This window comes from Acidisoma sp. C75, from assembly GCF_054665095.1.
In genome coordinates, this window is record NZ_BAAFHD010000005.1 from 162,000 (window position 1) to 174,177 (window position 12,178).

Below are 12,178 nucleotides of genomic sequence, written 5' to 3' on the forward strand. Positions count from 1 at the left end.
GGCCGAGGCGGGGCATGGCCGGGCGACCCGGCCGCCCGGAAGGGGGGCGAAGATCCCCCGTAGCCGCGCAAGAACAAGGGGAGCAAGCCTTCATGAGAGCACGCATCACACCGGGCCGCACGGCCGCGATCTTCCTGACCCTCGCCACCTGCCTGACGAGCCTCGCGGCACAGGCAGCGCCGGTGACCTTGAATTTCTGGGCCGCCTGGGACCCGACGAAAAGCGACGGCATCGAAGGGGCGAAGCAGATCGCGCTGTTCGAGAAGAGCCATCCGGACATCAGGGTCAAGACCCAGATCATCGCCTTCGATGCGCTGCACGACAAGCTCATCACCTCCGTCGTCGGCGGGGATGCGCCTGATATCAGCTGGGGGCTGGTGGAGTGGCTGGGCGAGCTCAACCGCATGCGCGCCCTGCCCGATCTCACGGCGGAGATGAATGCCTCGCCCGTCAAAGCCGCGCTGTACCCGAACGCGCTTGCTGCGCTCACCATCAACGGCAAGCTGCGCGCGGTGCCCAACTATATCGGGCTGCGGGCGCTGCTCGTGCATCAGGATATGCTGAAGAAGGCGGGCATTTCGGCGCCGCCCAAGACCTGGGACGAGCTCTTGGCCGATGCGCCCAAGATCAAGGCGGCGACGGGCAAGCCCGCCTTTGGCATCGCCGGCACCGGGGTGCGGGCGCCGCAGGAACTCATCATGTTCCTCGCGCAGAATGGCGTGACGATCGCCGACCCCACCAAGGACGGCAAATACCGCAACCGCTGGAACAGCGACCCGGCCTTGCTGAAGAAGGCCGCGGCGGTCTTCGCCTTCTACCAGAAGCTGCAGTCCGAAGGTGCGATCGACCCTGCGGCCTCCGGCTGGGGATATGAGCAAGAGGACAGTGAGTTCGCCCAAGGCCGCTATGCCATGGTGATCGACGGGTCGTGGATGTCCGAACGGGTGGCGCAGAACCCGCAGGCGATGGTCGATGTCGGGATCTATCCGCCGCCCTATAACACGACGCCGGCGACCTTCTTCGAGGTCAACCCCTTCTACCTCTTCAAAGGCCCACACGAGAAGGCGGCCTGGACCTTCGCGCAGTTCATGATGGGGCGGCAGTATCAGGCGGCGGTGGATGGTGACAGATCCCCCCGGCAGGATGTGAAGGGCGCAGGCATCTGGGGAAAGAACTTCACCGATCTCACGCCGATCGGCGTCGTCTTCCCGCCGGTTCCCCTCGGCAGCATCACGCAGAGCATGGAAGATGCGGTCGGCCGCGTGCTGCTGCGGCATGAGAAGCCCGCCTCGGTCGCCGCCTGGCTCGGCCGCGCCGTGAACAAGGCGCTGCGCCAGGCCGGCGAACTCGGCAAGGGCTGAGCGCGACATGGGCGAGGTGCAAAGCCTGAAGCAGGGTGGCGCGGTGGCCGGGGCGGCGCGGCGCGCCCTGCCGGCCGCGCGGCGCCGGCGGCAGGGCATGCCGCCCGTTGCCTGGGCCTTCATCGCGCCCGCAGCACTGCTGCTGCTGGCGCTGATCGTCTATCCGCTGCTCGTCGTCATCTGGGACAGTTTCCGCTACGTCAACCTGACCGATCCGGCGGCCCGCGGCTTCGCCGGCTTCGACAATTTCCTCACCGTCTTCCAGGATGACAATCTGCTGCCGGCCTTGTGGAACACTCTGCTCTGGACCGCGCTTTCGGTCAGCGGGGAATATCTGCTCGGCCTCGTCTCGGCCACCGCGCTTGCCGGCCCGCTGCGCGGCGGCGCCATCTTTCGCGCCCTCATCATCATCCCCTGGCTGATCCCCATCGTCGTCGCCGGGCTTGATTGGAGCTGGATCCTGGCGCCGGATTACGGTCTCGCCAATTTCTGGCTGGAGCGGCTCGGCCTGCTCTCGCATCCCGTCAACTGGCTCGGCCAGCTCAACACCGCCCTGTTCACGGTGACGCTCGCCAATGTCTGGCGGACCTTTCCCTTCTATACGATCAGCTTCCTCGCCGCCCTGCAGGCGGTGCCGCCGGAACTGCACGAGGCGGCCGCCCTCGACGGGGCGCCCGCCTGGCGCCGCTTCTGGCATATCTCCCTGCCGCATCTGCGCCCCGTGACCCTCACCCTCGTTACCATGCATATCATCTGGACGGCGGTGAATTTCGACTTCATCTGGGTGATGACGCAGGGCGGCCCGCTCAATGCGTCGACCACCCTGCCGATCCTGATCTATCGCGACGCCATGCAGAACTTCGACGTGGGCGCGGCTTCGGCGCTTGCCGGCATGATGATGATGGCGATCGCCACCATGTTCTTTCTTTATCGCTATGGCCTGGTGCCCGCGCTCGGGCGCCGGCGGCTGGCCGAGGAGGCGTGATCCATGGCGATGGTTGGCACCCGTAATGGCGCGGTCCAGGCGGGGCGCTACGGCATCCTTCTGGTCATCGCGGGATTCTGCCTCCTGCCCTTCCTCTGGATGGTCGACACCGCCTTCAAGCCGGTGGACGAGGTGCTGAGCACCACGCCCTCCTTCCTCATCCGCCATCCCACGCTGCACAATTTCGCCGTCGTGCTGCTGCACAGCCCCTTCCTGCTCTATCTGCGCAACAGCGTCATCGTCTCGGTCTTCTCGACGCTGCTGACCATGGTGAGCGCGACCTTCTGCGCCTATGCGCTCAGCCGCTGGCGGCGGCAGAGGCCGATCCGCGTCCTTTCGGGCGCGCTCCTCGCTTCCCAGATGATCCCCGGCGTGCTGCTGCTGGTGCCGCTCTATATGACGATGCGCCATCTCGGCCTGCTCAGCACCTATCTCTCGCTCATCCTGGTCTATTGCACCTTCATGGTGCCGCTGGCGGTGTTCATGCTGCGCGGCTTTTTCGACGCGGTGCCGCTGGAGTTGGAAGAGGCGGCGGCGCTGGATGGCTGTTCCCGCCCCGCCTTCCTGTTGCGCGTGCTGCTGCCGCTCTCGGTGCCGGGGCTACTGGCGACCGGCCTGTTCGGCTTCGTCACCGCCTGGAACGAGTTCATGTTCGCCTATGTGCTGATCAACGATGATGCCCACCGCACGCTGACGCCGGGCATCATGCTGTTTCGCGGCGCGCATGAGACGGATTGGGGCGCGCTGATGGCGGCCTCCGTCCTCACCATCCTGCCGGTGGCGCTGAGCTTCCTCTATCTGCAGCGCTTCCTGGCCGGCGGGCTGACGATGGGCTCAGTCAAAGGCTAGAGGGGCCCATCCCCCATGCCAGCGCCACGGGCGCCGGGAAGCGGCACAAACCCTTAGTGGCGTCTCGAACCGGGCAAGAATCCGCCATCCGGAAAGGCGGTGTTTACCGATGCGGGCGTTTATCTGCGTGGCGAAGCGACCCCGCGCCTTCATGTAGTGGACATTCTTCCGGATGACGACTGTGCTTGTAACCGGCGGTGCCGGATTTGTTGGGAGCCATGCCTGCAAGGCCTTGGCGGCGGCCGGCTTCAAACCGGTGACCTTCGATAGTCTCGAACACGGCACGCGGCAGGCGGTGCGCTGGGGCCCGTTGGTGGAAGCCGATCTGTCGGACCGGGCAGCGCTCGACGCCGCTTTCGCCACCTACCGGCCCGAGGCCGTGCTGCATTTTGCGGCCTATGCCTATGTCGGCGAATCCGTCACCGCGCCGCTGCGCTACTATCGCAACAATGTCGCCGGCACGCTGGCGCTGCTCGAAGCGATGGAAGCCGCCTGCGTGCGGCGCCTGGTCTTTTCCAGCACCTGCGCGACCTACGGGCTGCCGCAGAGCATTCCGATCGCGGAAACGCATCCGCAAAATCCCGTCAACCCCTATGGCGCATCGAAGCTGGCGGTGGAGCGGATGATTACCGATGCCGGCCCGGCGTACGGCCTGCGATCGGTGATGCTGCGTTACTTCAACGCCGCCGGCGCCGACCCTGAGGGTATGATCGGCGAGAACCACAAGCCGGAGACGCATCTCATCCCGCTCGTGCTCGATGCCGCGGCGGGGGTTCTCCCCTGGCTGACGATCAATGGCGAGGATTACGACACGCCGGACGGCACCTGCGTGCGGGATTACATCCACGTCCAGGATCTCGCCGAGGCGCATGTCCTCGCCCTGCGTTATCTCCTGGATGGCGGGCGCACGATTGCCATGAACCTCGGCAATGGCGCCGGCTTCTCCATCCGCCAGGTGATCGCGCTGGCCGAACGCGTCACCGGGCGCCCGGTTCCGGTTCGTTTCGGGGAGCGCCGGCCGGGTGACCCTGGCATTCTGGTGGGCGATGCGGCGCTTGCGCGGGCAACCCTCGGCTGGCAGCCCAAGCTCGGCGAGCTTTTCGGCCAGATCCGCGATGCCTGGCGATGGCGATCGGCGCATGCGCCGTAACCGGCGGCGTGCAGAAAGGTTGCAAGATCAGCGCGCCGAAGGGGCCCGAGAGGGATCGTACCCTTCCGGCGCAGGAATGGGTGCCCCGATGCTGAGGATGATGTGAGAAGCTACAACCACTTTCCGGCGCTGCCTATCGATGAAGCCGCTTTTCCTGGGGAGGGGCTACCGCAGCCTCTCAAGATCTGCATCGCGACGCAGGATTACCTCTATCTTATTAAAAATGGTGGCATCGGAACGTCCTTCCACCATACCGCCTGCATCCTGGCCGAGCGCGGCTGCGATGTGACGATTCTGTTCTGTAACTTCACCGACCACCTCACCAGTGATCAGATCGCCGAGGCAAGGGATAGGCTGACGCCGCTCGGCATCAAGCTCGAGACGCTGTTTCCCGCCTCCTTCGGGGCTGCCGATCTTCACGAATTCTTCCCCGCTGATATCATCACGGTCTCCTCCTACACCGCCTATCACCGCCTCAAGCAGCGGGATTTCGACCTCATCCTGTTTCCGGACTGGCGCGGCCTCGGCTATTACAGTCTACTCGGCAAGCGCCTGGGCCTCGCCTTCCGGCAGACGGCGATCTGGGTGCAGGCGCATTCCACCTGCCTTTGGCACGCGCTCGCGAACGAGCAGCCAGGCTATTCGGAGCATGATGTCCGCGTCTATCATATGGAGCGGGAAGCCGTGCGGATGGCCGACCTTCTCGTCAGCCCGACGCATTATCTGCTCGACTGGAAGGAGCGGCACGGCTTCGTGCTGCCGGCTGAGACCTATGTGCAGCCCTATCTTCTGACCGGCGCCTTAGGACATCACCCGACCGAGCGCCGCCGGGTTTCTGATATCGCGGAGATCGTTTTTTTCGGCCGGCTGGAAAAGCGCAAGGGGCTGCACATCTTCGTGCAAGCGATCAAGCGCCTGATCCACGAGGAATACGGGGATCGGGCGCCCGCCGAGCTGACGGTCACCTTCCTCGGCAAGATCACCGAGGTCGAGGAGCTGAATTCCTACGATTACCTCATGGCGCGCCTGGGCGGCCTCGGCCTCAAGATCAAGATCCTGCCCGCGCTGCACGCCACCGAGGCGATCGCCTATCTGCAAGCGGCGCGAGCGCTCGCCGTCATCCCGTCGGTGACCGACAATTCGCCGCTCACCGTGCTCGAATGCATCCACAATGCAATCCCCTTCGTCGCGGCGGCGACGGGGGGCATTCCGGAGATCATCGCGCCTGAGGATCACGCAACCGTGCTCTTCAAGTTCGGCGTGCGCTCGCTATCCGAGAAGCTGCTGGAGGTTCTGCGCCATGGCGCCTCCACCGCCTTCCCGGCGATCCGCCAGGCGGAGGACAATATCCCCGCCTGGCTCGGCGCGGTGCGGGCCTCGGTCGCTCAGCAGCGCGCCCAGGCGCCGGTAGCGGCCGATGACGGGGAGAGCGGCCCGCTGATCTCGGTCTGCATCACGCATTTCGAACGCCCGCGGCTCCTCAAGGTCACGCTCGACGGCTTGCGCGCCCAGACGTACAAAAACTTCGAGGTCATCATCGTCGACGACGGGTCTCGCACAGTGGAAGCGCGGACCTATCTCGAACAGCTGGAACAGGGAGCAGTGCCGCTTCCCATCACCATCATCCGCCAGAAGAACGAATTCGTCGGCGCCGCGCGCAACAAGGCCCTTGCCCGGGCGCGGGGCGAATACATCGTCTTCATGGATGACGACAATTTCGCCTATCCGGAGCAGTTGCAGACCTATCTCACGGCGATCCGCCACAGCGGCTATGATGCGCTGACCTGTGCCGCGATCGCCTTTCCCGAGGATCAGGATCCGCGCGCGCTCGAACACTTCATCCATCTCTACATCCCGCTCGGCAGCGGCATGGCGGCCAATCTCTTCGATAACAGCTACGGGGATGCGAACGGCATTTTCCGCGCGGCCTTCCTGCGCGAGATCGGCGGCTTTACCGAGGATGAGGGCCTGTCCTGGGAGGATTACGAGCTTTTCGCGAAGATCGAGGTTTCCCAAGGCAAGATCGCGATGGTGCCGGAGCCGCTGATGGGTCTGCGCGCCACCGCCGGCTCTGTCTCGCGCCGGGGCTCCATGCTCGCCAACCATTACCGGGCGCTGCGCCCCGCGATGGCGGCCTTCCCTTGGGCGAGTTTCGGAGACAGCATTCTCGTCGCCCTCAACGGCGCCTTCGCGCGCAATGCGCCGGTTTTCTCCCCGGAGCAGCGCGGCCGCTCGCTTGCCGAGAAGCAGCTGACCGCGACCACCGAATTCTCGCTGCCGAGCCTCCGCTGGCTGGTGCGGCGGATGGCCGAGCGCCAGGAGGATGATGCGGTCATCACCACCTTGATGGACCACTACGACGCATCGCCCACTTTCGCCTTCAACCTCATCGAATGCCTCTGCTTCTGCCTCGACAAGGGAATGAGCTTCCCGCGCATTCTCGATCGTATGGGTTCAGGCTGCGGGCGCAAGGCTTTGCTGCGGGATCTCGCTGATGCTTTGATCAGCAAGGACAGCACGGCGCTTGGCGAATTTCTCGTCGAGCGGGAGCCGGCGATCGGCCGCACGCTGGATGGGCAGATCCTGCTGGCGAAGATCGCCCTCTTGTCCGGCAAGGCGACTGATGCGCTGCTGCGGCTCAATGCGGCCTTCGCCGATGTCGAGGCCGGCTATCTGCTGCGTAACCGGGACATCCGCCAGATCGTGACCGCGCTTGACACGGAAAGCCGGCTCAATACCACGCCGCTGCGCTCCGGCCTGCATCATTGGCTGGTCAATGGCCAGTTCGAGGGGCGGGTTGTGAACTATGCGCGCCCGCTCGCAGCACCCTTCGCTCTCTCCGACAATGAAGGCCTGCACGCCTACGAGACGCGGTTGAAGGAGGCGGCCGATCTGCCGCGGGAGGATCGGGCCGCCATCTATGCCCAGTTGCTGCATGAAGCGCTTGAGATCAATGCGCCGCTGGTGCTTGCGGATCTGGCGGCTGTCATCATCCGGGATGCCAATCTCACCTATCTCGAAGACTATCCCGATGTGATAACCAATTGGGGAGGGGACATGGCAACCCGGGGCGTCGGTCATTACCATACATCGGGGCGGGAAGAGGGGCGCAGCAATATTCTGCAGGCCATAGAGCGCCGGGATTACGGCGCGGCATATGACAGGTGGCGCGCGGCCCGCAAGCCGCTGCTCCAGCCCCAGCCGCAGGATGGCCGCCACAGCTTCACCGCCTCCTTTGCCGGTGCGCTTGGCCGTTAGAGCCACTCCTGGCCGGATGGCATCATCCGAGCGGGTGAAGGTGCTTGCACAGACGATCAGTGAAAGCGGCTTGCGGGGCGTGCGAGCGACCGTGAGCCGCCCTGGCCTCCACCGGGCGGCGCGTGCCATGCGACGAGCGCCGTGCCATCACGAAGGTTGAAGATCCATGGAAGTCGATTACCTCGTCGTCGGATCGGGTCTGACGGGCGGCACCATCGCGCGTTCCCTCGCGGATCGCGGGGAGCGGGTTCTCATCATCGATCGGCGGCCGCATCTCGGCGGCAATGTTCACGATCATTGGCATGAGGGCGGCATTCGCATCCATACCTACGGGCCGCATTACTTCCGTACCGCGTCCGAGCGGATCTGGAGCTTCGTCAATCGCTTCGATTCCTTCTATCGCTACGAGCCGGTGCTGATGACCAAGGTGGATGGCGCCCTGGAATACTGGCCGATCCAGAGCAGCTATATCGAACGCAGCGTCGGGTGCGCATGGTCGCCCTCCTTCACCGGCCAGCCGGGGAATTTCGAGGAAGCCTCCCTCGCCATCATGCCAAAGCCGATCTACGAGAAATTCATTCACGGCTACAACCTCAAGCAATGGGGGGTCGATCCACGCGCGTTGGCGAGCGATCTCGCCGGCCGCTTCGATGTCCGCAGTGATGGGGAGACGCGGCTCAAGACCGTGCCCTATCAGGGCATTCCGCGTTCCGGCTATGCGGCCTTCATGCAGAAGCTCGTCGCCGGCATCGAGACGCGCACGGGCGTTGCCTACCAGAGCATCCGGGATGCCATCACCGTGCGCAAGCGGACGATCTATACCGGCCCGATCGACGAGTTCTTCGGCTACGATCTCGGCCGTCTGGCCTATCGCGGCCAGAAGCGGGCCCATGCCTATCACCCGCAGGCCGGATATCTCCAGCCTGTCGGACAGGTCAACACGCCGCAGCTTGAAGACGGGCCGCAGGTCCGCATCCTCGAATGGAAGCACATGATGGCGGAGGAGGAGAAGGCGAGGGCGGTCGGCACCGTGCTGACCACCGAAACGCCCTTCACGCCGAGCGATCCCAACGAGTACGAATACCCCTTTCCCGATAGCGGGAACCGCGCGCTTTTCAAACGCTACCAGGAGCGGCTGGCTGGGCGGCGCGATGTGCTGGTCTGCGGCCGTCTTGGCGAATATCGCTACTATGACATGGATCAGGCGATCGGCCGCGCGCTCGCCCTGGTGGAGAAGGAACTTCTGCCGGCGTAACCCGCGGAGCCTGGTCAGATCGGATCATGCAGCGGTGGCGGCGGGCGCCAGGACGATCTCGACCCCGGCCGCGGCCAGCGCCTCGGCGAGGTCGGCCGGCGGCGGCCCATCCGTCACCAGATAATGGATGCGGCCGAGGGGCGCGACATGCGCGAAGGCGCTGATGCCGAATTTCGAACTATCCGCCAGCAGGATGGTGCGCCGGGCTGCCTCCATCATTTCGGCCGTCACCTGCGCTTCCTCTAGCCGGCTGATCGAGAGGCCATCCTCGTCGAGCCCGGTTACGCCGATCACCGCGGTATCGACGCTGATGCGCGCCGCGCCGTTGATCTTGACCGGCCCGAGCGTCACCTGCGGGCTTTCCCAATAGGCGCCGCCGAGCACGTAGATCGAGCGGGCAACCCCGGCTGGCACCAGCGCCGGCAGCACGAGGTTGTTGGTGACAAGGGTGAGATCGCCCAAGCCCGCAAGGGCCGCGGCGAAGGCGCAGGTGGAGGAGCCGCCGTTGAGGATCAGCGTCTCGCCCTCGCGGATGAGGGCGGCGGCGGCACGGCCGATGCGCTGTTTGGCGCCCGCCTGCTCCGCCATGCGCGATTGCAGGCGCGTCTCCCGCGCGACCAGCCCATCCCCCGCCAGCGCCCCGCCATGGGTGCGGGTGAGCAGCCCCTGGCGTTCCAGCAATTGCAGATCCCGCCGGATGGTATCGCGCGAAACCCCGAACAGCGCGGTGAGTTCGGCGACCGTGACATGGCCTTTCTGGCGCATGAGATCGGCCACCCGCCGCTGGCGCGAGCCGGGGAGCAGCACGTCTTCGCTGAGATCGGCCAAGGTCGCGTCCTTCATGCGGGTTGCCCTGCTCCACTTACCGCGATCGGGCAGAGATTTTCAATTGACCATGCGGCATAATGCGTGAAATGCTGCATAAAACAGCAGCGATGCGCAGCCGACGGAAAGGCCAGCGCCGTCGCGATCATAGCGCCACGGCGCAGGGGCGGAATGGTGCAAGAGGCTTCATGGCGCGCGGCCTATCAGGCCCTCATCCCACGGATCCGGCCCTATGCCGCGGCGGCAGGCTGGACCTTGTGCGGCTTCTCCGCCTGCGTCGATGCCTTCACCCGGCTCGACGATGCCTGTGACCGGGTGTTGAGCGCCGGGCCGGCGCCGGCGCGTGCGCTGGCGGCCGAACTCCGCGCCCGCGCGGCAAGCGGCATCGGCGGCGAGATCCGCTTCAATTGGCCGGAGGGCGGCGCCTGGCTCGATGCCAAGCTGCCGCTCGATCTGGCGCTTGGCGGCACCTCGGCGCATGCCGCGCGTCTCCTCACCCTGCTCGGCGCGCCGGCGCTGCTCGCCTTGCGGAACCGCACGCCCGAGCAACTCGCCGTGCTCGACCCCGCTATGCTGATCGCGGAAGCCGCGCCGCGCCGAGCGGCGGAGATCGGCGCCACGGGTGCCGACCGGCCGCGCGTCTACGTGTTCGAATATGATGCCGATACGCCGCTCGGGGGGGTGCGGCCGCCGCGCGCCTCCCGCATCATCGTGCGCTTTCACGATTTCGACCTTGAAGACGATGCGGCCTTCCTCCGCCTCGGCCCCCAGCTTCTCGAAGCCGGCCGCGGCCCGGGCGGCGGCGTGCTCTCCGGCTTCAATGCGCTCGGCTCGGGCGCGCGGTTGCAGGTGGGGCTCGATCTTGCGCGGCGCGCCGCGGCGCTCTGGCGGGCGGCGGGGATCGGCATCATCCATCTGGAGCTTGCCGGCTACGAAAGCCCGGCCTGCCGCGACCAGGCGATAGCGGGCCTGGCGGGTGCCGCCACCTCCCTCGGCATGAGCCTCTCCGAATACCGCGCGATGAGCCCCGAGCCGGAGCGCCTGAGCGACGGGCTCATCCGCCTCGGCACCGCGCTCGGGCTCGATCGGGTGACGGTGCATGCGGATGATTGGGCGATCAGCGCGACGCGGGGAGACCCTGGGCAGGAGCGGGACGCCCTGATGATGGGCTGCTTGCTGGCCGCTGGCCGTGCCGCCGCCGGCAGGCTCACTTGCCCCACGGCCTTGCCGGCAGAGGCAGGCTTCGCGCCGCCGCCGCCCGAGGAAGAGCGCCAGGGCTGGTCCATCGTCTCCTGCCCGAGCCCCTATCTGCGCCATCCCCGCACGACCCTTGGCTTGGGCGATACCTTCATGGCGGGCTGCCTGCTCGTGCTCGGCCAGCCGCCAATGCCCGCCGCCGCGGCGCCAGCCCCCGGCGCCCTTGCATCTTCCCAGCCCGATCTTGTGGAGTTTCCGCGATGACCACCCGCCTCGACGAAAAGCTCAGCCGTATCCAGGCCGGCCAGTATCGCCGCGCCGATTTCATCATCGCCGATGCCAAGGATGGCGATATGGGTTCCGGCATCACCACCGGCGGCCCGCGCTACGATGCCGAAGGCAAGCGGGCAGGCTGGAAGACCCGGCGCGACTATCTCGACCAGATCACCGCTGTGCTACGGCAGGATATCGTCGATATCATGCTCACCTCGGTCTCCAATCTCGAGATCCTGCAGCAGGAGGGCGCCTATGCGGCGAGCCGGGTGAAACCCGCCATTCGCGCCAATGACGCGACGGATTGCTGGGGCGGCGTGCGCGGCGCGAGCTATGCGGCGGAGCTCTGCCGCCCCTTCCGCAGTGCGAGCCTGCCCCGCGTGATGCACGGCACGGCCAAGGCCGAGCCCGGGGCGCCGATCACCGGCACCGATCTCGGCCTCTATTCGATGACCTTCAACAACGATCTCGAGGCCGATCTGCGCTCGCTGGAGGCTTTCGCCGCCTTCCGCGAGGAGGCCGGGCGGCTCGGCTTCTCTTACTTCCTCGAAGTCTTCAACCCGAACGCGCCGCGCGGCCTCGCGCGTGAGGATTTCCCGGCCTTCCTCAATGATTGCCTGCTGCGCTGCCTCTCCGGCCTCACCCAGGCGGAGCGGCCGCGCTTCCTCAAGATCCCCTTCAACGGCCATGCCGCGATCGCGGAACTCGCGGCCTATGATCCCTCGCTTGTCATCGGCGTGCTCGGCGGTGGGGCCGGCACGACGCGCGATACCTTCGAACTGCTCTTCCAGGCCGAGCGGGCGGGTGCGCGCCTCGCCCTTTTCGGCCGCAAGATCAACCTGGCCGAATCGCCGCTCACCCTCATCCGCTTCATGCGCCGCGTCGCGGATGGCGAGGTGCAGCCGGAAGAAGCGGTCCGCGCCTACCATGCCGAGCTTGAGCGCGAGGGAGTGCATCCGCGCCGCGCCCTCGCCGACGATCTGGAGATTACCGAGGCCGCACTCGCCGCCTGAGCGGATCGCCTC

The 12,178-nt window shown here is 66.2% G+C and carries 9 protein-coding genes; 8 read left to right on the forward strand and 1 reads right to left on the reverse strand.

Features of this window, described 5'->3' with window-relative positions; all coding sequences use genetic code 11:
* Positions 1–92 precede the first annotated feature (92 nt).
* From ACYQ7X_RS08700 to ACYQ7X_RS08725, 6 genes are all read left to right on the forward strand, one after another.
* Positions 93–1,361 (forward strand): ABC transporter substrate-binding protein, encoded by a 1,269-nt coding sequence (locus tag ACYQ7X_RS08700; RefSeq protein ID WP_459696576.1) that lies wholly within the window; start codon positions 93–95, stop codon positions 1,359–1,361.
* A 7-nt stretch (positions 1,362–1,368) separates the two neighbouring features.
* Positions 1,369–2,346: a carbohydrate ABC transporter permease gene (locus ACYQ7X_RS08705; protein WP_459696578.1), complete on the forward strand. Its 978-nt coding sequence runs from the start codon at positions 1,369–1,371 to the stop codon at positions 2,344–2,346.
* 3 nt (positions 2,347–2,349) lie between these two features.
* The gene (locus tag ACYQ7X_RS08710) at positions 2,350–3,195 is read left to right on the forward strand and encodes a carbohydrate ABC transporter permease (RefSeq protein ID WP_459696579.1); all 846 of its coding nucleotides are present in this window, start codon (positions 2,350–2,352) and stop codon (positions 3,193–3,195) included.
* A gap of 172 nt (positions 3,196–3,367) precedes the next feature.
* Complete coding sequence (gene galE / locus ACYQ7X_RS08715) at positions 3,368–4,345, forward strand: UDP-glucose 4-epimerase GalE (RefSeq protein ID WP_459696580.1); 978 nt, start codon at positions 3,368–3,370, stop codon at positions 4,343–4,345.
* Positions 4,346–4,447: 102 nt separating this feature from the next.
* Positions 4,448–7,603 carry a glycosyltransferase gene (locus tag ACYQ7X_RS08720; RefSeq protein WP_459696581.1) on the forward strand — a complete coding sequence of 1,052 codons (3,156 nt, stop codon included), beginning with the start codon at positions 4,448–4,450 and terminating at the stop codon, positions 7,601–7,603.
* 166 nt (positions 7,604–7,769) lie between these two features.
* Entirely contained in the window at positions 7,770–8,858 is a 1,089-nt protein-coding gene (locus ACYQ7X_RS08725; RefSeq protein ID WP_459696582.1) for an FAD-dependent oxidoreductase, read from the forward strand.
* 24 nt (positions 8,859–8,882) lie between these two features.
* Here ACYQ7X_RS08725 and ACYQ7X_RS08730 read toward each other — a convergent pair whose 3' ends face one another.
* Positions 8,883–9,701: a DeoR/GlpR family DNA-binding transcription regulator gene (locus tag ACYQ7X_RS08730; protein WP_459696583.1), complete on the reverse strand. Its 819-nt coding sequence runs from the start codon at positions 9,699–9,701 to the stop codon at positions 8,883–8,885.
* A gap of 153 nt (positions 9,702–9,854) precedes the next feature.
* On the opposite strand from ACYQ7X_RS08730, the gene ACYQ7X_RS08735 reads away from it, so the two are divergent.
* Positions 9,855–11,144, forward strand: a complete 1,290-nt coding sequence (locus ACYQ7X_RS08735; protein WP_459696584.1) for an ADP-dependent glucokinase/phosphofructokinase — start codon at positions 9,855–9,857, stop codon at positions 11,142–11,144.
* The gene (locus tag ACYQ7X_RS08740) at positions 11,141–12,166 is read left to right on the forward strand and encodes a hypothetical protein (RefSeq protein WP_459696585.1); all 1,026 of its coding nucleotides are present in this window, start codon (positions 11,141–11,143) and stop codon (positions 12,164–12,166) included. The genes ACYQ7X_RS08735 and ACYQ7X_RS08740 overlap by 4 nt, the downstream gene beginning before the upstream one ends.
* Positions 12,167–12,178: the final 12 nt, after the last annotated feature.

Bases quoted from the DNA above. Each gene is read 5' to 3' on its own strand.
- ACYQ7X_RS08700 (WP_459696576.1), top strand. From the start codon at position 93: ATGAGAGCACGCATCACACCGGGCCGCACGGCCGCGATCTTCCTGACC.
- ACYQ7X_RS08705 (WP_459696578.1), top strand. From the start codon at position 1,369: ATGGGCGAGGTGCAAAGCCTGAAGCAGGGTGGCGCGGTGGCCGGGGCG.
- ACYQ7X_RS08710 (WP_459696579.1), top strand. From the start codon at position 2,350: ATGGCGATGGTTGGCACCCGTAATGGCGCGGTCCAGGCGGGGCGCTAC.
- galE (WP_459696580.1), top strand. From the start codon at position 3,368: ATGACGACTGTGCTTGTAACCGGCGGTGCCGGATTTGTTGGGAGCCAT.
- ACYQ7X_RS08725 (WP_459696582.1), top strand. From the start codon at position 7,770: ATGGAAGTCGATTACCTCGTCGTCGGATCGGGTCTGACGGGCGGCACC.
- ACYQ7X_RS08730 (WP_459696583.1), bottom strand. From the start codon at position 9,701: ATGAAGGACGCGACCTTGGCCGATCTCAGCGAAGACGTGCTGCTCCCC.
- ACYQ7X_RS08735 (WP_459696584.1), top strand. From the start codon at position 9,855: ATGGTGCAAGAGGCTTCATGGCGCGCGGCCTATCAGGCCCTCATCCCA.
- ACYQ7X_RS08740 (WP_459696585.1), top strand. From the start codon at position 11,141: ATGACCACCCGCCTCGACGAAAAGCTCAGCCGTATCCAGGCCGGCCAG.